Source organism: Actinomyces sp. HMSC08A09 (assembly GCF_001807465.1).
Classification (GTDB): Bacteria; Actinomycetota; Actinomycetes; order Actinomycetales; family Actinomycetaceae; genus Actinomyces; species Actinomyces oris.
This window is the reverse complement of record NZ_KV789094.1, coordinates 1-22,324: the sequence shown is the minus strand read 5'-3', so window position 1 is coordinate 22,324 and position 22,324 is coordinate 1. Positions and strand designations below refer to the sequence as shown.

Genomic DNA, 22,324 nt, shown 5'->3' with positions numbered 1-22,324 from the left:
TGATGACAGTGCAATCATCGATGCTGATCCGTGCTGGGGGTCTGAGGGCAGTGACTGCATTCGTGTCCAACATCATGTTGTGCCTGGTACTGATCTCATCGCTTCCGGTCATGTGGCTCTGGCCGTTCGGGGGAGATTATCATCCGACAGTAGAGGTTCGCGACGACGCTCATCTCTTTCAGTCGGCTCCATTGGTGGCGGAGATCAAGAGTATGGAGTTCCGACGAAAAGTGCATGTCGTTGTGCTCACTATTCCTAAAGTGAATGAGGCGTCCCTCAATGAGGAGGTTCTGGCATATGCCCGTCATCACGGTACTGGTGTGTCGAAATGGATGTCCCAATCAAATCCGAACCACTGGGCTGATGGAATTTTGATACTGGCGGTGGCTCCTGACTCTAGAAAAGTGGGATGTTACTTCGGAGACGACGTTAAAGTCTCACTGTCGCAGCAGGAAATGATCATCGCTGCTGGTGGAGATAGGTTTTCTGAAGCCGACTGGTACGGGGGGATGATCTCCATGGCGGAGACGTCCTCCGACCTGATTGGGAGGCCTCCTGGCGGCCTATTGACGAAGATCGTGATCCCGGGTGCGTTGTCAGTGTGTGGAGCGGTGTGGCTCGTCTACTACATGCGACGAGGGCTCATGGCTCGCCGTTTTGCGAAGGATGCGCTGCGCAGCTACTCGAACACGACCCACGATTATGATGCGACTGAGCTGCGTGCGTCAACGATTCCTGATGACGAGGAACATGGGGCTCAGATTCTGACCAGATATCGCTGGTTCTGCGATGAGTACGAAGATGTCACTCGTGCTTGGAACGACTTCGGCTCTCCTGCGGGAGCGCAGTGGTTCCAGGCGGGTATGGCCAAGCAGACGCTTTCTTTGAGGACTCGGTCCCGTGATCTTGAATCCCTCGAGAAGGCGGTTTCCAACGGATCATGTTTTTTGACGATGTCGCCGGGGTGGGAGGATGTCTGGGATAACGAGATCGGGCCGCTGATGGAAGACCTGCAGTCGCTCGAGCGGATGTGCACAAAAATAGACTCCTCTCGTCGCATGACGGTGGATACGTCTCAGACTCGCGACTGGATCCGCTGGTGGCGCCTGCGTGTTGCCCAGGTGACGTCTGAAATGGAAAGCGGATCATGCTCGCCGTCGGCTGCGCTTGATGAGTTGACGATCATGTCGAATGCTTCCAAGGCGGAGGCTCGCAGCCTGGCCAGAGAGGCCTTGAAGGCGAAGGCGTCTCGGCGTGCTTCCTCTCGGATTCAGCATTTCAATAAGCGGCGGCGTTCGAGGTTGGGAAAGGCTTACGGTGGCTCATGGGCCGTTGACAACGCTTTTCGACGCTACGATGCTGCGTCCACGATCTGTGTGAACGCGGACTCGCCGGGAGCGTGCGCTATCAGCTCAGACGATGAAACTCCTTTCGATGCTGTGGTATCCGTGGCTCATCTGTTGTCGGATTATGTCGCCTCATCGAGGTATGTCCAGATTCTGAGTGGCGGTGCGGGAGGAGCGAGCGACTTTTCCGGTGGAAGTGATTCGAGCGTTACCGGTTACGGCTCTGGTAGCGGCTTTTCCGGAGCAGGTTCTTCGTCGAGTTTCTGAGTGAAGGGGAGCCGGTTATTCATCTATTTTCACTTGATAGTGACGGTCTTCGTTGTGCTGTCCGTCGATAGTGCGACTTGACGAAAGTAGGATAGCGATGCGGAATGCGGCGGGAGTTGGTCTCGGTGGATTTCGGGCAGTTCTGTCATTTTTTATTCACGTCGGTGTGGCGTCAATTCTCGTGGCCTCTCCGTTCGTTGTGGACAACTGGTACTCTCAAAAACATGCGCCACGTTACGAGCCAGTTGTTGAGATTCATGATGAAGCGAATGCTCTTGACGTTGATGATCTTGAGGCGGATCTGAAGGAAGTACGCTTCAGAAAGAAGACCCATCTTGCCGTTCTCACAGTTCCTGGACAGAATGTGGTGAACCTCAATGCGGAGGTCCTTAAGTACGCGGAGACTCAGATGGCTGGCAGTCCGTGGATATCTAAGGACAATCCGAACTACTGGCGCGACGGTTTGCTGATCCTTGCTGTTGCTCCGGATGGCCGCAAAGTGGGGTGCTATGTTGGTGAGGATCTCAAAATTTCGCAAGAGTCGCAGGCCGATATTCAGGATTCAGCAAAGGATCACTTCCGTGCCAAGGATTGGAATGGCGGTGTCAAGTCGATGGCGGAGCGAAGTGCTGATCTTATTGCGAACGGCAACACCCCGCAAAGGACTGTCTTCTTGCTGACGTTGCTTGGTGTCGGAGGCGTTGCGACTGTTTGGCTCATTTGGTATGTGTGGAGCGGGCCCAATACCAGTAAGAAGTATATGATTGCCCGTCGGACCTTCTCCCGGGTGGTGTATGGTTACGAAGAAACGATCTCACGCGCTGCACTCGTTCCCGATGATAATACTCATGGCGCTCTGATTCTGTCTCGGTGTCGATGGTTCGACAGTGAGTACACAGAGGTCAGCCGGATGTGGAATGAGCTGCCCGAACCTTATGGTTTCCAGTGGTACGTCGGAGCGACTCGACGCAGTGTCAATGACCTGAAGGAACGGTCGGAAGCATTGCAGTTGTTTGAGACCATCGTCTCACACGCCGCGATCTTGTTCTCAAGGGCATCGGACTGGCCTGCTGTGTGGGATAACGAGTGCGGTCCGGTCATGGAGGACATTCAGGCCCTCGTGCATCTGTGCCGGGAGGTTCAGAGGTCGAAGGTAGCTGTGGACGGAGATGAGGAGCGAGAGTGGGCGGCTCTCTGTCTGCAGCATTTGAGAAGACTACCTGCGTGTCTCAGGGAGGGGAGCGTTACTCCGTCGCAGGCGCTCAGCGAGTTAGACAAAATTTCTGATGGTGTGCGCGTCCGAGTGGATAGCTTGATGGCCAGGATAGTTGAGAGTGATGGGTCGAGAGGGTCTTCAAGGCGCCGGCGTCGATACGAGAAGATGAAGTCAGAGCCGCCAGCAAATACTATGTCTCGTTATGAAGGTAAGTGGGAGATCGCTGGTAGCAAGGGAGAGTATGATCCCAGGACAACGATTCGCGTTAATCCCGGAACTCCTGACGTGGCCGTATTAATGGGAGTTGATGGCGGTGCTGGTGATGTGACCGACGGTGTCGTACGGCATCAGTTCTCGAGCTCAGGAGGACCTATATGTCATACGCCGGTATCCAGTCTCATCGTCGGTTACTCGGCCGCAATTCCTTCGGATATCAGTGCCGGCTCCGGATCAAGTGGTTCGTCCAGCAGCGGTGGCTATGACGGAGGCGGCTTCTCCGGAACCGGATCGTCGTCCAGCTTCTGAATCGGCTCGATAGGATCAGTCTTCTACCTCGGTGGCCCGCCAGGATATCGAGGCCTTCAACACCCTACTTCCGCAGAAAGAAAGGAAAGTGTGGATGAATCACATGAAACAGTCTTGTAGAGGCGGTTTAGGCGGAATCCGGTCAGTGACGGCCTTCATCGCCAATATCGCGGTGAGCCTTGCCCTCATCGCCGTACTGCCGATCATGGTGATCTGGCCCTTCGGCGGGAGCCATCGCCCCACCGTGGAGGTCCACGACGAGGCCGGAATACTCCGGACCGAGCCGCTGGCCAAGAAGATCCAGGAGATGCGGTTCCGTCAGGACCTCCACGTCGCCGTGCTCACGGTTCCGGGCTGGGACGTTACCAACCTCAATGACTCGGTGCTGGAGTACGCCCGTTCGCATGCGAGCGACACTGACGTACCGTGGATCTCGACGTCGAACCCCAACTACTGGAGCGACGGCCTGGTGATCCTGGCGGTCGCCCCCGACTCACGCAAGGTGGGCTGCTACTTCGGTGAGGATGTCGCGGTCACCCTGGATCAGCAGGCAGCCATCCAGGACGCCGCCAAGGACCAGTACCGCCGGGCCGACTGGTACGGGGGCACCGTCTCCATGGCGGCCAAGACCGCGGACGTCGTCGGCCGGGTCGGTGGCGGTGGCATCGTCATGACCTACATCCTGCCCGGAATCTCAGCGCTTGCAGGCGTCACCTGGCTCGTGTACTACCTGTGGCGTGGCGTCACGGCGCGACGTCGGGCGCGTGAGGCGCTGCGCCACTACTCGCAGGTCACCCACGACTACGAGACCACCGAGCTCATGGCCGGCACGATCCCTGAGGATGAGCCGCACGGCGCCCAGGTCATGGCCCGATACCGGTGGTTCCTCGATGAGTATGAGGAGGTCACCCGCTCCTGGGCGGAGTTCGGCAACCCCCATGGCACCCAGTGGTTCGGCACGTCGTCGTTCAAACGGGCCACCGAGCTGGAGAAGCGCTCCGAGGGTCTGGACTCCCTCGACGACGTCATCGCCAACACCGCGACCTTCCTGAGCCTGTCGCGCGGCTGGGACCGCGTCTGGAGCAACGAGCAGGGGCCGGTCCTGGAGGACCTGCAGTCGCTGCGGCGGCTGTGCCACGAGATCGACAGCTCCGACGTCGCCGAGAACGGTTCGATCGCCGAACGCACCAAGGAGGAGCGGGAGTGGGTCCGCTCCCGCAAGCAGCGCCTGGACGACATGACCTCCGAGCTGGAGGACGGATCGCTCCGGCCCTCGGCCGCGCTCGATGAGCTCGATGAGCTCGCCAGTCAGACGAGGACGAAGGCCAACCGACTCGCGCGTGAGGCCATTGACGCGGACACCTCCAGGTACGCCACCGAGCGCCGTCGGCGTTACGACGACTCGGACTCGACCAAGGAAGCCGCTTACGCCGGCTACTGGTACCTGGGCGGGGGACACGGCAGCTATAACCCGCACTCGACGATTCGCCTCAACCCCTCCTCCCCGGCGATCTCCGCCATCGACTCGTCCGGCTCGGGCTCCGGGGCCGGTGGGTCCTTCAGCTCCTTCACCCCGGTCTCCGACCTGGTGGTGGGCTACAGCTCGGCCTCCTCCTACACGCCGTCGAGCGGCTCCGGCTCCTCGGGAAGCAGCTTCTCCGGCGGCTACAGCGGCGGTGGCTTCTCCGGGTCCGGTTCCTCCTCGAGCTTCTGAGCCGGGGCGGCCGGGCTCCTGTCTGCGCTGTCTCTGCCCGGCTCCGGGGTCGCCGGGACCTCGCTACTATCGGTACTGAAAACTGCCAGTCAGTAGGGAGGTGAGGCTCGGATGGAGCAGCTGGTGCAGGACCCCGCCACGAGCTCGGGCGGAACCCGTTCGGTGGTGGCCTTTACCGCCGTCATGGTTCTGGGCCTGACCATGGTCCTCTCACCGCTGATCGTGTTTCTCTGGCCGTCGAAGAAGGAGGCGGTGGCCACCTATCGGCCCACGGTCGAGGTCCAGGACGAGGCGGGGGTGCTTGACAGCACAGCGCTGAGCGACAGGCTCAAGAACCTGGAGTTCCGCAAGCAGGTCCACGTGGCCGTCCTGACGGTGCCGGGTGAGGACGTCTCCAACCTCAATGACTCGGTGCTGGAGTACGCCCGTTCGCATGAGGGTGATACTGACGTCCCGTGGATCTCGGCGTCGAACCCCAAGTACTGGAGTGACGGCCTGGTGATCCTGGCGGTCGCCCCCGACTCGCGCAAGGTGGGCTGCTACTTCGGTGAGGACGTCAAGGTGATGAGCAGCCAGGAGGGCACCATCCAGGACGCCGCTAAGTCCCAGTTCCGGGAGAAGGACTGGGACGGGGGTCTGGTCTCCATGGGGAAGAAGTCCACGAAGTACGTCGGTAAGCCTCGCAGCGACCTGAGAGCCTTCTTCCTGCAGGTGTCCTTCCCCGTCGCCGGGATCGGTGCCACCGGTATCGGTGTCTACCTGTGGCGAGGACTCATGGCCCGCCGACGGGCCGGTGAGGCGCTGCGCCACTACTCGCAGGTCGCTCACGACTACAGGGCCACTGAACGGCACGCCCAGCGAATCCCGGCCGAGGAGCCCCACGGGGCGCAGGTCATGGCCCGCTACCGCTGGTTCCGCGACGAGTACGAGAACCTGACCCGGTCATGGCAGGACTTCGGCAGCCCCCGAGGCACCCAGTGGTTCGGTCTCTCCATGCTCCGCAGGGCGACCGACTTGCGAAGACGATCGGCCGCGCTGGACACGCTCGACGACGTCGTGGCCAACACCGCGACCTTCCTCAATCAGGACCGTGGCTGGGAGCAGTCCTGGTACAACGAGCAGGGCCCATTGCTGGAGGACCTCCAGGCGCTGCTCACCCTGTGCCAGAAGATCGACTCCTCCGGCAGGCTGCCGGTCAACACGATGGGCACGCGGGAGAAGGTTCGCTGGTTTCATGAGCGCCTTGGCTGCATGACGATGGACCTCTCGGCGGGCAGGCTCCAGCCGTCTCAGGCCCTCGACGAGCTCGACTGGATCGCCGACGCCACCCACGGGGAGGCCGACGGCCTGGCCCGCTACGCCATCGACGTCGATACCTCGCGGTACGCCGACGAGCGCCGTCGCCGTTTCAACAGCTACCGCGGCTCCGGTCGGTACGCCGCCTACAGCGGCACCTGGTCCCTGGGCGGCGGCTACGGCAGGTACGACCCCCATGCCACGATCCGCGTCAACTCGGCGTCGCCGGCGATCGCCGGCCTCACTGGCTTCGACAACGCGGCCTTCCGTTCCTTCGTTCCGGTCTCGTCCCTGGTGATGGGCTACAGCGCGGCGTCAACCTTCACCCCGGGCGGCGGATCCTCGGGAGGGGGTGGCTTCTCCGGGGGTGGTGGCGGCTTCTCCGGGGCGGGCTCCTCCTCGAGCTTCTGAGCCGGACCGTGCTCGTTCGCCGGTCCTCGACGAGGAACTACATGCATGTGGATGAGATTGGACAATTGATGCTGCTAACCTCAATCCGCTGAGAACGGGGACGGTACAACCTTCGAGGTTGGCTCGGTTATTAACAAGGAATGTCACATGAAGCAATCTGCGATCATCCGCCTTGGAGGTCTTCGAGCGGTCGCAATGTTCGTGATGAATATTGCCGGAGCGTTGATCGCGATCCTGCTTCTGCCGGCGGTGCTCCTCTACCCCTCCGCATCTGGGCATCGTCCCGATGTGGTCGTCCGCGATGAGGCCGGCATCTATCACGAGCAGACTCTTCGCCGCGGCCTGGAGGCGCAGCACTACGATCGCGAGCTTCGTATCGTGGTGCTCTCGGTCCCCGGAGCCGGTATCGGCAACATTGACGAGGAGACCGTCAAGTACGCTGGCGACAGTACGCAGGGCTCCCCCTGGTTCCAGGGAACCGGAGTCGATAGTCCGGTGAATGGAACGATCCTCTTCGTCGTGGCGCCCGAGTCGCGGTGGGTGCGTTGTTATGCGGCGAAGGACTTGCAGCTGTCTGCCGACAAGCGGGAGGCGATCGAGAACGCCGCGGGAAGCCACTACGCCCAGGACGACTGGGATGGCGGAGCCGTGGCGATGGGGCAGCAGCTGGCGACATACATCGGATCAGGTGATGGAAGCGGCACTATGATGCGGGCGGCCGGAGCGGTCCTCGCCTTCATGGCGGGAAGCGGATGGCTCGCCTTCTACATATGGCGGGGCGTCACGGCCCGGCGCCTTGGCAGGGCTGCCCACAAGAAGATGATGCAGGTCGTTTACACCTACGATCTCACCGAGCTGCAGGCGGGAACCCTGCCGGAGGGGTCCCGCCAGAGTCGGGAGGGTGGTTCCGACTACCGACGATTCCAGGACGAGTATGACACCGTCAGTCGAGCATGGAAGGACTTTGGAGAGCCGCGCGGTGCTCAATGGTTCGGTCGCGGTATTCGTGCTCAGGCCGCTCGTCTCGCTGAGAGGACGGCCAGTTTGATCGAGCTCGACGCCGCTGTGAATACCGGGACCGCGACTCGGGCGGACACGATCCAGAATCCTGGGGGTGCTGCTCTGTGAAGAAGCCGCCAACAGTCTCTGAGCTCGGTGGGTTACGAGCGATCCTCGGGTATATCTGTAATCTCCTCATTGGTGTGGCCCTTGTGATGGCGCCATTCATTATCAACGGCGGACAATCACCCTTCTATCCCGCAAAACAATTTCATCCTACAGTGGAGATCCGTGACGAGGCCGGAATTCTTCATCGGGACCAGGTCAAGTCGGAGCTTGAGAAGCTCACCTTCCGGCAGCCGACCCATGTGGTGGTCGTGAACCTCCCCAATTCTAAAGTTGAAAGCCTCCAAGACGAGGTGCGGAACTATGCTCGCACCCACCCCACGGATGTCCCATGGATCTCGTGGGAAGACTCAGGGCGCTGGGCCGATAACGTGATGATCGTCGCTCAAGCGCCACATACCGACTATGATGATGTGCTGGCAGGACAGGGGAGGAACTTCTTTTACGGGCCGAAACTGGAGATTGACTCGGACGGCCAAAGTGCGGTGTGGTACTCGATTCAAAAGTATCTGAGCCAGAGCCACCGTGACGAGGATGCGCTCGTGGTCACTGCTGTGAATGCCGCTTCCAGCAACATTGGCCAGCAGTTTCATCTTATCCGCTTCCTCAATAGGGTGACATTATTCCTGATTTTCATGGGGTTGGCGTCACTTTGGTTTCGACACTATGTGGCTCGGGGTAAAAAGGCTCGTGCGGGCATCGAGGAGGCTCGTCAAGCATACGAGCGGGTGGTTGGTCGGCGTGCCTATATGAGTACGTTCACGTCGCTCATTCCTGTTGACGAGCCTTATGGGGTTCAGGTTGTTGCCAGGTATATGGTGCTTCAGAAGCACTATCGTCGACTTGAGCGATCATGGGGTGCGTTGGGGAACCCTGTGGGACTGCAGTGGTACGGACTGAGAGTGGGGCGGCAATCCGCCTATGTCAAAGCCTACTCAATTCAGTTGAATGCCGTTCAGCAGGCGGTGATCAACTGTGCTCGACTGTTGTCCCTGACAGAGTTCTGGTGGGACGCGTGGCAGAACGAGTGCGATGCGGTATTCGCAGATATGCAGGCAGTCAAGCGGTTCGCCGCATCAGGCGGGCGCGCGTATGACTCAAAGCTCACGAGCGCGATGCAGCAAGTGGCCTCCCTGCGCTCGATGGTCGACGGCCTTGAAGGCAGGCTGTCTCAAGGTCAGACAAGACCTGCGGAGGGGCTCGATGTTCTAGGGCGCGTTGTGTTGGAACTGAGGCAGATCGCGGAACGCTTTGTCGATGGGGTGTTCGCTGGAATGTCGAAGGGTGAGAGAAAGAGGTGTCGTCGCCGGTACAAGAAGTACATGGACTCACGTAGCAGCAACCCGCGCTCGAAGATCTCCGTGGTACTGGGTGGTGCTCAAATCGGGCGTGACGGGCAAGATGCTCCTAACGTCGAGGGGCTGAAGTCCGCTGACCGGTGGGGAGGAGTGTCGCGAATGTCAAGCACTGTGCGTATGCTCACGAGGTCGCCCGCGGTTGATGAGGTCGCGGTAACGACTGAGGGCGTGGGTGCACTGTCCGTGAGTATCCCAGTGATGGATGTGTACAACGCCTACCGGTATGCCCTGCTATTTAGGGATCCCTGGTGGAAGCGTGAACCCAGCAAGAAGCGGAAGTGGGCAATACTATGGTCTTAGGGAGAGGTGCTCAGGGGCATCGGCGACGCAGCATCTCCGATGTCATTACGTTTGTTGCAAACATTGCGCTATGTGCGCTGATGATCTCTGTGCTTCCACTCGCGATTCTCGGCCCGTTTCGGCAAGGTCATGTCCCCACTGTCAATGTTCGTGATGAGGCCGGCATTTTCGACGCCCAGGCTCTTCAGCGTGATCTGCAGAGCCTGAGATTCCGGCAAGACATCCGTTTCGAAGTCGTATCGCTGACGGGCTGGGGCATCAACAACCTGGATGCGGCTACCGCGAACTACGCCGAGAACATCTTCGACTACCAACAGGACTTTCGGACCTCGGGCGGGGGTCGCTGGAAAGAAGGAGTGGTTGTCATCGCGGTGGCCCCTCACGCGCACCAGATGGCCTTCTACCCCGGCGCAGACGTGTCACTGAAGCGATCCGAGCAGGTCGCCATCCAGGACGCGGCGGCGTCACGTTTCGCCGCTCAGGACTGGAACGGCGGCGTCGTAGCGATGGGACGTCAAGCCGAGACCTACCTGGGCCCCTACAGCATGACTGTCTCGGGTGTGGGCGTTGTCGGTGCAGGGGTGCTGTGCGCGGCAGGAGTGGTCAGACTCGTCATCTACTGTCGGCGAGGGCTCAGCGCTCGTCGTCGGGCACGAGCAGCCGCCCGCTCCTACGCACAGGTGACCTATGACTACGACTCAACCGCCCTGCGAGTGGGAACGCTGGAGCCCGGTTCACCGGAGTCTCGTCAGCTCGCACAGCGCTACCAGCGCTTCGAGGCCGAGTATGACGACGTCGCACGAGCCTGGAACAGATTCGGTGAGCCTCGAGGCATCGACTGGTTCAGCAAGAGCGTCCAGCATGAGGCCCTGGAGCTCGAGCGGCGCTCCGCAGCCCTTGATAACGGCGATGACGTCATCGTGGACACCGTGTCCATGCTGACGATGTCCCCGACCTGGGAGCAGGTCTGGGGCAAGCTGCAGGAACCGGTTCTTGAGAACCTGAGATCGGTGACTCGGATGGTGCGATCCGCAAGCCGCCGTCGGTCAGGGCTCCATGTCGAGGCCGTCCAGAACTGGGTCGGCCACCAGAATCGGAGGCTGGGAGAGCTGACCAACAGCCTGGATCAGGGCGAGATCGCTCCGGCTGCCGCGCTGGCTGAGCTGGATCGGATCTCTCGCCTCGTGGCCACCGTGGAAACGGCGGTGGCTCGACGTCGCGATGTGGTCGCCAATGCCGCTGCCGCGACGTCGACGGCAACCGCGGCGCGGGTGTAGGCGGACCGTCACGAGGTGGGCGTGTAGCCGACGATCTCGGTGCCGTGGATACCGATCATCAGATGCGGGTCGGTGAGATTGGCCTGAATGTGCGCCGACGTCCCCGGAGGACCGATGACCTGCGACGTCCGGGTGTCGATGACGAGGGATGTTTCATCGTTTGTCGCCTGGCTCCACTGGCGGTGGAATGCGAACGGGGCCGCCAGGATGTGTCGGTCGCTGGTGAGATGCCAGCCGAGCTGCAGCGTGCCTCGCCCCGGAGTCCGGTCGAGGCCCTTCTCGAGGGGCAGCGTCACGGGGGTGCCGTTGAAGGTGCAGGCGCTGGGGGAGGCGCACTCGACGGTGTACGTGGCCCAGGAGAGGTCCCCCGATTCGTAGGCCCGCTGGAACTGCTCCACGGTGGGGGTTCCCGATTCCGACAGGAGCAGCGCCGCATTGCTCCCGGAGAGGGGGAATGTCCCCCTCGGCTCTCCTTGAAGGGAGTAAGCCTCAGCGGTCTCGGAGTCCCGAGGGATGTGGATCCACCCGTCGTGCGCGGGGATGTATGTCGATTCCCTCCCCAGATCCTCGCCCGCCCAGTCGGTGCGGACGCTCCCGTCAGCGAGGTTCATGAGACCAGTCCGTGCCGCATAGTTGTTGTTAACCGAGACGGCCGACACCAGGGTGCTTCCAGTGGCGTCATCTCCTGCGATTCCTGACGGCTGAGGGGTGGTTTGGGCGTCGTACCTGCGCTCCCATCGCCGAGTGGGGCGCCCGCCGCTCCAGTCCCAGGCGCTGCACCGGTTGGTGCTCCTGTAGGTGTCGCAGGTGATGATGAGATGAGGGGAGAGGACGTACGGCCAGTCGTCTGAGGACCACGGGGCGGCTTCTGTGCGCCCGGTGGCCGGATCGAGAATCTCGTGATTGAGAACCAAGTGCCCGCCCCACCAAGGAGATCCCCATACGTGGATGTTCTTGTCCGGCAGCTCCCACAGTATCCTTGGGCCTGCCTTGTCAAGGAGGTAACCGCGCAGAGTGGACTTCTTTTCACGGGACTCCACAACGAGGTAGTTCCCGCATCGGTGGATCACGGGGGAGCTCAGAGTCGCGGATGGGTCGGTTCCGCTGTCGAAGCGCCAGGCCTTACTCCACTGGGTTCCCGGTGCGGGGCTCGTGTCGGTGGAGGTGTCGCATGACGTCGTCTCATTCGTCTCGGCCGAGGCCTGCCAGGTCGAGTACGCCGGCGCCTGCGGCTGAGTGAGTGAGGACGCCATGACCGGTCGCTGCTGAGCCCACGTTTGTGCGAGCGTGAGGAACGCGCTGATGACGACGAACACCAGTGCAGTCTTGAGCAGCCGGCTGCTCCAGGCCATTCGAGCAACACGGATCCCCAGGTGCCGAAGGCCCACCGCACTGAATCGCATGGGACTAGCATTCCTCACTCCCTGCGGCCGCGGGACTGTTCTCTCTGTGACGTCGGGGGAAACCGGTGGGGAGAACTGCCGTGAGGCGCGTCATGGGGTGGCGACGGGCCGTCGTCGACCTCGGTGGGGCGCCACGTGGCCGGTAGGCTGACGGGCATGTCGAAGAAGAAGCGCCACGGGCGCCGTCCGGCCACCGCGTCGGCCAAGCCCCGCAAGCAGAGCATCGAGTTCGTCGCCCGTCCCTTCGCCGGTCTGCCGGCCGAGGAAGACCTCGTGGCGATGGCTCAGATCATCCCGGCCGCCACGGCCACCGTGCGCCTGACCAAGGAGTACGGGGGCAAGCAGGTTCAGCTCGTCACGCTCCTTCCCGAGTTCGTCCAGGGGCTCAAGCGCTCCGACGGCGAGGTCCTCGTGGCCATGCAGACCTCCATGCACTCCGGGGACGCCTCCCGCGACGTCGCCGCCGCCGTCCTGGCCACCCTCGAGCTGCCGGAGGGCCAGGCCCTGCGCACCGACGGCCTGCCCGAGCCCGGCCCGCGCCTCCAGGACATCCTCGACACCACTGAGCCGCCGGTCGTCTCCGTGCGCGAGACCTTCGACTTCTGGATCGACCCGCAGGCCGCCGGTGACAACGAGCAGGCCCGCCAGGTCATCGAGGAGGCCATCGAGCGCGCCAAGGAGGAGATCGCCCCGACCCGGCCCGTTCCCGGCGTCGAGCACGCCTACTGGTGCCGGCTGGGCGCCAAGGAGTTCGTGCGCTGGGCGCGCGGGGAGGACGAGGACGAGTTCTTCAACGCCTTCGCCCGCATCTACGCCGCGCGCGAGTCCGACCTGGAGGAGGGGGCGCGCTTCGTCGGCGCCTTCCGGGCCAACGGCCTGGCCATCCCGGTGTGGGAGCTCGTCCCCGGCACGGAGGCCGAGGAGCTCACCAAGCCGCTGCAGGCCATGGGCAAGCGCCTGGAGGCCGCACTGGCCGACTCCAGCCCCCTGAGCCCCGAGGTCCGCCGCGCCAAGGCCGGCATCATCTCCCGCCAGGTCAACCTCTGACTCTTTCTCTCGTCGAGCCGGGCATTCTTTGCGTAGCCCTCCGGAATTTCTGTGGGGCACCGCGACGAATGCCCGGCTCGGTGCTGGCCGGGGCGGGAGAGTTCTTCTGCTGGCCTGACTGGCCCCTCGCGGACGGGGACATTCCACGCCTGTGGGGACACCCTCTTCCGGCCGGGGACATCCTGCGCGTTGGGGGACGGGAATCCGGTCCCCGACGGCGTCGAATGCCCCCGCCTGGAACGACACGTACCCGGCCGCGTGGAATGTCCCCGCCAGTGTTGGCGGTGGAGAGGTCAGGTGAGGTGATGTCGGGGCTAGAGGCGGCGTCGTGCGCTGGCGACGTGACGAGGGGGAGGCGGTGGGCCGGGGTACGCGGGCGACGTGACGAGGGTGAGACGGTGGGCCTGCGTACGCAGTGCGCAGCCCTACGTGAAGACGTACAGGTCGAATGGGTGGACGGTGAACCCGGGGCCGCAGCGCGCGGCTCAGGTCTCGGCGATGTGCAGGCGCCGGCGCGTCACGCGCGGCAGGCCGCGTCCGTAGAGGGTGCCCTCCTTGGCCTTGACGGCGGCCACGAGCACGAAGCTCAGCGAGATGAGCAGCGCCCAGCTGCCGAACTTGCCGGCATGCACCAGGTGCCAGCCGTCGGCCTGATCGGGGTAGCGCCAGGCGCTCAGCGCCGTGGCCAGGTTCTCCGCCAGCCAGAGGAAGCCCCCGATGAGGATGAAGGCCACCGTCGTCGGTATCCAGTAGCGGTCACCGCCGACAGTGAAGTGGACGGCGCTTCCCCACAGGGCGATGAGGAAACCGGCCGCGATCACCCAGCGCAGGTCGACGATGACGTGATGGGTGAAGAAGTTGAGGTAGGCGGCCACGGCCAACAGACTCACCGGCCACCACCGAAAACCGCCCACGTGCAGGTCGAAGCGCCTGAAGGCCTGACAGATGTAGGAGCCGACGGAGGCGTACATGAATCCGGAGAAGACCGGTACCCCGCCGACGCGTACCACTCCCGCGTCCGGATAGGCCCAGGATCCGGTGTGGACTTTGAACACCTCCAGCGCCAGCCCGATGAGGTGGAAGGCGCAGATGACGCCGAGCTTGCGCCAGGTCTCCTGCTTGAGGGCCACGAAGGCGATCTGAACGACGATGACGTAGATCAGCAGGGCGTCGTAACGGGCGATCGGCGGATTCGTGTACTTCCAGATCAGGGCACTGGCCGCGAGTCCGACGAAGATGGCGATGGCGAAGGCACAGCAGGCCAGCTCCAGGAGGGCGAACTGGACCAGGCGGCAGGGAAGCAGGCGCCACCGACTCAGGGGGAGACGAGCGGTATCGGGCACGACCGAAGTATGCCAGCGCCGTGACGCCGCCCCGCTGACGGGGACATTCCCTCACGGCCGGGAACACCTGCGTATGCGGGGACACGTTCTTCCGGCCGGGGACGTCTCGCGCGTTCGGGGACGGGATTGCTGTCCCCGACGGCGTCGAATGCCCCCGCCCGGAAGGACACGCACCCGGCCGCGTGGAATGTCCCCGTCGAGGGGCACGTGACTACTGAGAGGACAGCCCGTCCGGGTTCGGCCATCAGCTGGCCGACACCATCACCGGATCGAGCGCAGCGCTCTCTTGATAATCCGTTCAGTGGCCGGGGTGGGCGACTCCTCCTGCCAGCGCTCGCAGAGCTCCCTGGCCCAGGCGGGCTGGGTCTTGGCGGCGTCATTGATCCAGTTCGCCACAGAGTCCTGCACGTAGCGGGAGGAGTCGGCACGCAGCGGCTCGAGCAGCGGAAGGCCCCGCTCGGGCTCCTTCTTGAGCGCGGGGATGTGCCGCGCCCACACGCCCCGTGGACGCAGCGACTCGCTGGCGAAGCGCCGGATGCGCTCCGAGGGTTCGGAGGTCCATGGCCGCAGCGCGCGGATCGCCTCGTCGAGCTGGGACACCAGGTGCGGTCGCACCGCCATCCATGCCCACTCGCGCACTCCGAAGTGCGGGTCGTCCGCGGCCGGCCGCACCAGGGCCAACAGCGTGTCGACGTCGGCGTCCTTCTCCTGGGAGACCAGGGCGAAGACCGCCCAGCCCCGGACCGTGTCGACCGGGTGGTCAGCGAGATCCAGGCAGGCGGAGTGACCCAGGTGCGTATACAGCGCTTCGCCCATGGTCTGCATACGGGCCAGGATGCCGAGCGAGTCGGCGCGCTTGGCCGCCTCAACCAGCCCCTCGGGCGCCTCCGGCACCACCTGCGTCAGAAGTGCGGAATGGGTGATGGCCAGGATCTCCGCCAGTGTTCGGGACTCGTCTCGTCCCGAGTTCAGCTCGGCCTGGCGCGCCGCGGTCATGCCGGGGCTCATGCGTCACTTCACCACGAGCCGGGCCACGCGCTTGAGGTGCTTCTTGTGCTGGCGTCGGCTGACCTTGCCGACCTTGCCGAAGTTGACCCAGCTTCGCCCGCCCATGCCCAGCTGCTTGAGGACGGCTCCCAGGAACACCGAGCCGACATAGTTGCCGCAGAACCGGCGCAGGAACCAGGTCGGGGCGGTTGAGGTGGTGAGCACCAGGACCTGCTGGATGTGGGTGAGGTGCCCCTTCACCCCGGAGGCCGTCGGGTGGTAGGCCCAGTTCTGCTTCATGACCTTGTCGACGAATCCCTTGACGATGGAGGGCGCCTCGCTCCACCAGATCGGGCAGATGACAATGATGCGCGAGGCCCCCTCGATGAGCTTCTGGTAGTGGCTCACCAGCGGGTCCAGCGTGCCGCCCTCCCTGTACAGGGCCAGCTCCTCGGTGGGCATGCGCGGGTCGAAGCCGTCGGCGTAGAGGTCGACGACGTCGTAAGGACGGCCCGCCGTGTCCAGGGCGGAGGTGGCGGCCTCGAGCACGGCGTGGTTGAAGGAACCGTCGTAGGGGTGGGCGTAGATGATGAGAGTGCGGTCGCCCGTGTTCTTGGAAGTCTTCTTGTTCGTGGTCATCGGCTGTCTCCAATCATGACGATGGTCTGCAGGGCTGCCCGGATGACGGTGGTGTCGGCGGTGGTGCTGTCGGTGGACAGCCGCGGGAGCTGGTGCCGCCGACTCAGCGGAAGGCGCGCAGTGTCGGGCACGACCAACGTACGCCGTGTCTCCGAGAGCTCGCTGGCATGTGGGGACATCCTGCGCGTGCGGGGACACTTTCTTCCGGCTGGGGACGTGTTGCGCGTTCGGGGACATTCCCTCACGGTCGGGGACGTGCTGCGCGTTCGGGGACGGGATTGCTGTCCCCGACGGCGTCGAATGCCCCTGGCCGGAGCGAGGCGCACCTGGCCGCGCGGAATGTCCCCCTCAGCATTGGCGGCGGTCCGGGAAGCGGCGGGCAGGCGTGGCGGGGTGGATAGGGAGGGGCCGTGTTGCGCACACCTGGCACGTGCTGTCAATGACGAGTGACCACCATGCGGTCGGTCCGGGTCCGGAGGGTACGGATCGACGACGGCGCGGCGCTCGCCTGTGAGCGCTCCCAATGGCGGCAGCGCAGCGATGTCCGACGATCACCAAGATGCCTCTGACCTGCGCGGATATCGGTATGGGTGAACCGCGGCCGCAGATCCTTGACACCGCCGCCACAGCGTCCTTCAATCGTGTCACAACCATCACAGCACAACAACGGCACGACGAGCGCCCCGCGCCGGGGCGTCCCGGCCCGTCCAGGATGAGAGGAGCACTGATGACCGGTACTGTTTGCGGCTCCGCGCCGCGGTCGACGGCTATGCGTGTCAGCCTGCTGCGCTCCTGCTCATCGGCCGGCCGCCATCGATGCCCCTCGACCGCTATCCGGTAGCCACCCGCTGATCGCCGCCCCACACCCTCGGGCGTCCGCACCGGCAGGAGGGGACAGGGAGTCCCGCTCCCTCGCCGGCTACCGAGGTCCCGGCCCGGGCTCATCGTTGAGTCACGTGCCCCGGGGCTGGGCCAGCACCAGTACCGGTTCCCGCCCGCGCCCACCGCCCTCGAACAGAGCGGGGCGCCCACCAATTCATCCAATCTTCTTCGCCGTCAGATCTGCGACGCTTATGGACCTTTGTTCCGCTTCCTGGCACCCTGGTGAGACGGCAATGTCGCCGCCGGGCCCGCCCGCCATGCGGCGAGTGATGCGAAAGGCCTGCTTGTTATGACCGATCACTCCCCGAAACACTCTCCAACCGGACCCGCTGCATCTGCGGCCGGCTCCCACCCGCAGGACGCCCCCGCCGACACGGCGGACGTCGCACCCGCCCCCGCCACCAGCCCGGTGAGCACCGGGCCGCCCGAGCGGCCGCCGGTTCATCCGCAGCACCCGAGTTCAGGAACCTGGCGGGCCGTCCGCACGGCCGGCGCCCCCTTGAGCGTGCGAGAGGTCGAGGCAGCCGCCTCCGCGGCGCCCGCCGCCCACACCTCCGCCCAGTCCGCCACCCGCTCCTCGGTCCACTCGCCTTCCGAGACCGCGGCGGCCGGCGTCGTCCTGCGCGACCTTGCCGACGAGTACGCCCTGCTTCTGTGCGCACACGACCCCGAGGCGGCCGCCCGCACCGGTCTGCCCGGCGGGGCCATCCTGCCCGACTACTCGCCCGCGGGGCTGGTCGAGCGTCTCAGTGCCGAGCGCTCCCTGCGCCATCGCGTGGCCGCCGTCGACCGCTCGACCGGCTCCGACGAGCTCCTGCGCCGCCACCTCCTGGAGCGTCTGGAGACCTCCATCCAGTTCATCTCCGCCGGGGAGGAGGGCGGAAACCTCGGTTTCCTCTCCTCACCGTTCCAGCAGATCGCCCGCCAGCTGCACCGGCCCCCCGAGGCCCCCGACCGCGCCGGCTCCGAGGAGGCGGATCTCGCTGAGGCCGAGGCCAAGTGGGAGGACGCCTGGAACCTGCACCGCACCCGCCTGGAGGCGCTGCCCGCCGCACTGGAGGGGCTGGCCGCCTCCCTGGCCGCCTCCGCCGAGGCCGGTGCGATCGCCCCACTCAGTCAGGTCGACGTCGTCGCCGGGCAGGCGCGCGACCTCGCCCGACGTCGGACCCTGGGGCTGCCCGAGGACCTACCGGCCACCCTGCACGTCCAGCTCCAGGAGGCGGACATCGTCGCCCGCCGCGCCGCGCTGGACTTCGCCTCCCACCTGCGTACGACGCTCTCGCCGCGGGCGCCCCAGGCCGAGGGGGTTGGCCCGCAGCGCCACGCCCTGTGGATGCGCCGCGTCCTGGGCACCCGGGTGGACCCCGAGGAGACCTACGCCTGGGCCACCGAGGAACTGGGGAGGGTCATCGCCGAGCAGGACGCCATCGCCGTCGACGTCCTGGGCCCCGGCGCCGATGCCGGCAGCCTCAACCGGCACCTGCGCGCCGACCCGACCCGCGCCCTGCGCGCGGAGGACTACACGACCTGGGCGCAGGAGGTGGCCGACGAGGCCTGGGACGCCGTCGTCGGCCGGATCCTCGACCCGCCCGACGGCCTGGGGCGCCCCCGGGTGCGCCTCGGGGAGCCCGGCGACGGCGCCGTCCACTACGAGGAGCCGCGCGGAACCGGCGGGGAGCGCCGGCCCGGCGTCATCATGCGCTCCCTGGCCGACGGTGAGCAGCTGGTGTGGCCGTGGATGGAGCGGACCACGGTCCTGCACGAGTCGGTCCCGGGCCACCACGTCCACGTCGGCGCGCACGCCACCAGCACGCGCCTGACCGCCTGGCAGCGCTACCTGGGCTCCGTGCCCGGCTGCGACGAGGGCTGGGGCCTGTACGCCGAGTCCCTCGCCGACGAGCTCGGGCTCATGCCTACGCCCGAGGACCGTTTCGGCCGCCTGGCGGCACGCCGCTGGCGTCTGGCCCGGGTCCTTGTGGACCTGGGCGTCCACTCCCGGCTCCCCGTGCCCGACGACGTCGCCGCCCTCCCGGGGGCCGGCCGCGAGTGGAACCGGGCGACCGTCACCGCCGTGCTGCGCCACCACACCGTGATCTCCGAGGGGCGCCTGCGCTTCGAGGTCTCCCGGCACCTGGGGTGGCCGGCCCAGCCGCTGGCCTACGCGGTGGGGGAGCGGGTCTGGCAGGCCGGTCGGCGCAGTGCCCAGGCGCAGGCCCGCACCGAGGGCGGTGAGCTGGATCTGCGCGCCTTCCACAACCGGGGCATCGACCTGGGCAGCGTGGGGCTCGATCTGCTCGCAAGCGCCTTGCACTGATCTGCATGAAGGATGCAGGGCTGGAGGACCAAGGCGTGCCGGGGCGGCAGGGGAGTCGCCCCGGCACACGGAAGGACGCGAAATGCGCCGGCGGAACCCGGCTCCGTTGACGGGCTCCTTGTCTCCACTGTGCCACGAGAACCGGGTGTGACATGCCGAAATACGCGACTCTAGCTCCCGAATGAGGAATCCTGATTGATTGCTGCAAGATTTGTCAGTTTCTCCGGGGACCGTGGTCCCATGCTGAAGGTTTGACACAAGATCGCCCAGGAAAGTCTGAAAGTGGCGAGGGGTGCCCTCCTCGTGGGGCATCGGCGTGTCGGGGCGGCCGGCGCGACGTGCGCGGGGGTCGGCGGGCGTGCCTGCGCTGCGCGCGGAGCCCGAGGATTCCGCGCCGCATGGCATGAGATCGCAGAACTTGACGGGCCTCACAAAAAAGGCGTGCGATAACGAGGCGCTCAGGTATCGGCTGGAGGCCGGGAGTCTGGATACCCTGGGGGAGTGAGTTCCACCAAGCGGCCCGACCAGCGCGTTGCCGTGGTCATCCCTGCCAAGGATGAGGCTGAGCGCATCGCCACCACTGTCCGGGCCTGCCGCTCCATCCCGCGAGTGGACCTCGTCATCGTCGTCGACGACGGCTCGACTGACGGAACCCAGGACCATGCCCGCGCCGCCGGGGCCGTGACGGTCCGCCACTCCGTCTCACGCGGGAAGGCCTCCGCCATGGAGACCGGGGCTTCCGTCGTCGCCATGCGCGACTACTCCGACGGTCCCGCCCGGCTGCTGCTGTTCATCGACGCCGACCTGGGGGACTCGGCCGCCTCCTGCGCCGAGCTGGTGCCCCCGGTCGTCGACGGCGTGGCCGACATGTCCATCGCGGTTCCCCCCAAGCAGTCTGGGGCAGGCGGCCGCGGCCGGGTCGTGCGCGCCGCCAGGCGGGCCATCTCGCTGTCCACTGGGTGGCTTCCCGTGGCGCCGCTGTCCGGTCAGCGATGCCTGAGCCGTGAGGCCTATGAGAAGGCGGTGCCTCTGGCCGACGGCTGGGGGGTGGAGGTCGGCCTGACCATCGACGTCCTCGTGGCCGGGCTCGCCGTCATCGAGGTCCCCTGCGACATCACCCACCGCGTCACCGGTAACGACCGGGCCGGCACGATGCACCGCGCCTCACAGTACAAGGACGTCCTGCGGGCCGTGACCCGGCGCAAGCTGCGCCGCCACCGCGTGCCGCGCGCCTCCTTCGAGAGGGCGGCCGCCGAGCAGGACCACTTCTTCGCCTACCGCGCCGTGCCGCAGCCCCCCAAGGCCGACGACGACGTCGAGCCCGCCGAGAAGCCGCACCACAGTGAGGACCCGCAGGCCACCTCGGAGACGGCCGAGAGCTAGCGCGCCGACTCACTGCCGGCCAGCGTCAGCGCCAGCAGGGCGGGAGCTGCTGCCGCCAGGATGAAGCCGGCCATCGTGACACCGGAGTCGTTGACCAGGACGGCCACGAGCGTCAGCACCCCCAGGGACTTCAGCGCCGTCGTCACCCATCGCGCGGAGGGGGACATTTCGCGCGTTGGGGAACCGGATTCCTGTCCCTCCACGCGTGGATTGTCCCCGTGGGCGGTGGGGGCGAGCCAGGCGTAGGGGCTCGTGCCATTGCGCCAGGCCCGCACCTGCCGGCGTCCCCACCACAGGGCCGCGGCCACGATGACCACGGCGCAGGCCAGGGCTGCCGCCATGACCGGCTTCGTGACGAAGGGGCCGACCAGCGCATAGGCCTTGCGCCCCAGCACGCCGGCGGCCGAGCCGTCGGCCACCTGACGGGCGAAACGCCCCAGGTGCGTGGGCCCGCCGGGCCGGAGGAGGTCGACGACGGCGAAGCCGCCCACCACCAGGACCGTTGTGGCCCCGATGGCCAGCCAGCGCCGCCAGCTCAGGTGCAGACCCGCCAGGCCCGCTGCGAGGAAGGCCAGCGTCGGCACCAGAGTCAGGGCGCCACCCACGTCCGCGCCCAGCTGCGGGGCCCCATCGACGAGCAGCGCCGCCCCGCCCAGCAGGGCCGTCACCAGCAGCGCGCTCCGCCGCCCGCCGCCCAGAACCTCCCAGGCACTGGCGATGACGACGACGAGCGCGCCGGCCACTAGTGCGAAGGCCGTATTCGACACCCCGTAGAAACGGCCCGCCACCACCGCGTTCATACCCAACGGATTGTTGAAGGCCAGGGGTGCGCCCGCGGCGGCGTCGACCAGCCAGGCCAGCGGGATCGCCGCCGCCACCAGCAGCGCCGTCAGGCTCGTCCCGTTACGGGGTGGAGACAACGATGCGGAGGGGGTGGGGTTGTCGGCCTCGCCCGGTGGCGGCTCGGCTCCGGCCTCCCCTCGGGTGCAGGGGGTGTCGGCTGAACCGGCCGGCTCGGGGGCGGCCGTAGCGGCGGGTGAGTCGGGTGAAGGACTCGGTGAGGTGGCGGAGCGGGGGCGCCGGCGCCGTCGTACCAGCGCCACGATCCCGACGGCCAGTCCCACGATCCCGGCCGCGACCAGCGCGGCCGCGACCACGGCGACGAGTGAGGCCCACCCCGAGGGGGAACCGGCCCGGGCACCCACGCGCCACCACGGGGCGGCATTGACCAGCAGCAAGGCCGTCGGCAGGCTGCTGAGGTAGACGGCCACCCACGTGACCCGGCGGCGGAGAACCTCGCGCCGGCTCGCCTTCGGGCTGCGCAGCGCGACGGCCGCCCAGACCAGGAGCGCCACGGCCAGGCCCATGAGCAGGGCGCCGGCCCGCATGACCGTGGCCTGGGAGGCGCGGGCGTGCACGGCGTCGTCGGCGAGCCGCGAGATGCGGGCGTCCCCAGCGGCGGCGCCGGCTGCTGCCACGCCCGCGCGGCCG

At 65.8% G+C, this 22,324-nt stretch carries 15 protein-coding genes and 1 pseudogene; 10 read left to right on the top strand and 6 right to left on the bottom strand.

Annotated elements, in window-relative coordinates:
• The first annotated feature begins 62 nt into the window (after window positions 1-62).
• The 7 genes from HMPREF3165_RS12690 to HMPREF3165_RS03395 all read left to right on the top strand — a co-directional run bounded on the left by HMPREF3165_RS12690 (window position 63) and on the right by HMPREF3165_RS03395 (window position 10,835).
• Complete coding sequence (locus HMPREF3165_RS12690) at window positions 63-1,613, top strand: DUF5129 domain-containing protein (protein ID WP_083303183.1); 1,551 nt, start codon at window positions 63-65, stop codon at window positions 1,611-1,613.
• 166 nt (window positions 1,614-1,779) lie between these two features.
• Complete coding sequence (locus HMPREF3165_RS12685; protein ID WP_248406688.1) at window positions 1,780-3,354, top strand: DUF5129 domain-containing protein; 1,575 nt, start codon at window positions 1,780-1,782, stop codon at window positions 3,352-3,354.
• Between the two features lie 94 nt (window positions 3,355-3,448).
• The gene (locus HMPREF3165_RS03415) at window positions 3,449-5,068 is read left to right on the top strand and encodes a DUF5129 domain-containing protein (protein ID WP_070510831.1); all 1,620 of its coding nucleotides are present in this window, start codon (window positions 3,449-3,451) and stop codon (window positions 5,066-5,068) included.
• A gap of 111 nt (window positions 5,069-5,179) precedes the next feature.
• Window positions 5,180-6,775, top strand: coding sequence for a DUF5129 domain-containing protein (locus HMPREF3165_RS03410; protein ID WP_070510829.1), 1,596 nt, complete (start codon window positions 5,180-5,182; stop codon window positions 6,773-6,775).
• A 147-nt stretch (window positions 6,776-6,922) separates the two neighbouring features.
• Window positions 6,923-7,903, top strand: coding sequence for a DUF5129 domain-containing protein (locus HMPREF3165_RS03405; RefSeq protein WP_070510828.1), 981 nt, complete (start codon window positions 6,923-6,925; stop codon window positions 7,901-7,903).
• Window positions 7,900-9,558 (top strand): DUF5129 domain-containing protein, encoded by a 1,659-nt coding sequence (locus tag HMPREF3165_RS03400; RefSeq protein WP_070510826.1) that lies wholly within the window; start codon window positions 7,900-7,902, stop codon window positions 9,556-9,558. Before HMPREF3165_RS03405 ends, HMPREF3165_RS03400 begins: the two co-directional genes overlap by 4 nt.
• Before the next feature lie 80 nt (window positions 9,559-9,638).
• On the top strand, window positions 9,639-10,835 hold the full coding sequence (locus HMPREF3165_RS03395) for a DUF5129 domain-containing protein (protein ID WP_256274878.1): 1,197 nt from the start codon (window positions 9,639-9,641) through the stop codon (window positions 10,833-10,835).
• 8 nt (window positions 10,836-10,843) lie between these two features.
• Here HMPREF3165_RS03395 and HMPREF3165_RS03390 read toward each other — a convergent pair whose 3' ends face one another.
• The gene (locus tag HMPREF3165_RS03390; RefSeq protein WP_256274876.1) at window positions 10,844-12,088 is read right to left on the bottom strand and encodes a serine/arginine repetitive matrix protein 1; all 1,245 of its coding nucleotides are present in this window, start codon (window positions 12,086-12,088) and stop codon (window positions 10,844-10,846) included.
• 306 nt (window positions 12,089-12,394) lie between these two features.
• Between HMPREF3165_RS03390 and HMPREF3165_RS03385 the strand changes: the two genes are divergently transcribed.
• Window positions 12,395-13,285, top strand: coding sequence for a DUF5926 family protein (locus HMPREF3165_RS03385; RefSeq protein ID WP_070510820.1), 891 nt, complete (start codon window positions 12,395-12,397; stop codon window positions 13,283-13,285).
• 485 nt (window positions 13,286-13,770) lie between these two features.
• Here HMPREF3165_RS03385 and HMPREF3165_RS03380 read toward each other — a convergent pair whose 3' ends face one another.
• The 4 genes from HMPREF3165_RS03380 to HMPREF3165_RS12680 form a co-directional block, all read right to left on the bottom strand.
• Window positions 13,771-14,628 carry a DUF817 domain-containing protein gene (locus tag HMPREF3165_RS03380; protein ID WP_070510818.1) on the bottom strand — a complete coding sequence of 286 codons (858 nt, stop codon included), beginning with the start codon at window positions 14,626-14,628 and terminating at the stop codon, window positions 13,771-13,773.
• Between the two features lie 261 nt (window positions 14,629-14,889).
• Window positions 14,890-15,636 (bottom strand): DNA alkylation repair protein, encoded by a 747-nt coding sequence (locus tag HMPREF3165_RS03375; protein WP_070510816.1) that lies wholly within the window; start codon window positions 15,634-15,636, stop codon window positions 14,890-14,892.
• A 3-nt stretch (window positions 15,637-15,639) separates the two neighbouring features.
• Entirely contained in the window at window positions 15,640-16,254 is a 615-nt protein-coding gene (locus tag HMPREF3165_RS03370) for an NAD(P)H-dependent oxidoreductase (RefSeq protein ID WP_070510814.1), read from the bottom strand.
• Window positions 16,251-16,385 carry a hypothetical protein gene (locus tag HMPREF3165_RS12680; protein WP_256274874.1) on the bottom strand — a complete coding sequence of 45 codons (135 nt, stop codon included), beginning with the start codon at window positions 16,383-16,385 and terminating at the stop codon, window positions 16,251-16,253. Before HMPREF3165_RS12680 ends, HMPREF3165_RS03370 begins: the two co-directional genes overlap by 4 nt.
• Window positions 16,386-17,425: 1,040 nt before the next feature.
• On the opposite strand from HMPREF3165_RS12680, the gene HMPREF3165_RS03365 reads away from it, so the two are divergent.
• Together HMPREF3165_RS03365 and HMPREF3165_RS03360 are read left to right on the top strand one after the other, a co-directional pair.
• Window positions 17,426-19,450 (top strand): DUF885 domain-containing protein, encoded by a 2,025-nt coding sequence (locus tag HMPREF3165_RS03365; RefSeq protein WP_070510812.1) that lies wholly within the window; start codon window positions 17,426-17,428, stop codon window positions 19,448-19,450.
• Window positions 19,451-19,951: 501 nt separating this feature from the next.
• The gene (locus HMPREF3165_RS03360) at window positions 19,952-20,833 is read left to right on the top strand and encodes a glycosyltransferase family 2 protein (protein ID WP_070510811.1); all 882 of its coding nucleotides are present in this window, start codon (window positions 19,952-19,954) and stop codon (window positions 20,831-20,833) included.
• Here HMPREF3165_RS03360 and HMPREF3165_RS13395 read toward each other — a convergent pair.
• Window positions 20,830-22,324: pseudogene (locus HMPREF3165_RS13395) on the bottom strand (hypothetical protein); the annotation flags it as partial. The gene HMPREF3165_RS03360 and the pseudogene HMPREF3165_RS13395 overlap by 4 nt on opposite strands.

Excerpts from the sequence above, each read along its gene's own strand:
- HMPREF3165_RS03395 (WP_256274878.1), top strand. The coding sequence starts at position 9,639 with ATGATCTCTGTGCTTCCACTCGCGATTCTCGGCCCGTTTCGGCAAGGT.
- HMPREF3165_RS03415 (WP_070510831.1), top strand. The coding sequence starts at position 3,449 with ATGAATCACATGAAACAGTCTTGTAGAGGCGGTTTAGGCGGAATCCGG.
- HMPREF3165_RS03390 (WP_256274876.1), bottom strand. The coding sequence starts at position 12,088 with ATGGCGTCCTCACTCACTCAGCCGCAGGCGCCGGCGTACTCGACCTGG.
- HMPREF3165_RS03405 (WP_070510828.1), top strand. The coding sequence starts at position 6,923 with ATGAAGCAATCTGCGATCATCCGCCTTGGAGGTCTTCGAGCGGTCGCA.
- HMPREF3165_RS03365 (WP_070510812.1), top strand. The coding sequence starts at position 17,426 with ATGACCGATCACTCCCCGAAACACTCTCCAACCGGACCCGCTGCATCT.
- HMPREF3165_RS03385 (WP_070510820.1), top strand. The coding sequence starts at position 12,395 with ATGTCGAAGAAGAAGCGCCACGGGCGCCGTCCGGCCACCGCGTCGGCC.
- HMPREF3165_RS03375 (WP_070510816.1), bottom strand. The coding sequence starts at position 15,636 with ATGAGCCCCGGCATGACCGCGGCGCGCCAGGCCGAGCTGAACTCGGGA.
- HMPREF3165_RS03410 (WP_070510829.1), top strand. The coding sequence starts at position 5,180 with ATGGAGCAGCTGGTGCAGGACCCCGCCACGAGCTCGGGCGGAACCCGT.
- HMPREF3165_RS03370 (WP_070510814.1), bottom strand. The coding sequence starts at position 16,254 with ATGACCACGAACAAGAAGACTTCCAAGAACACGGGCGACCGCACTCTC.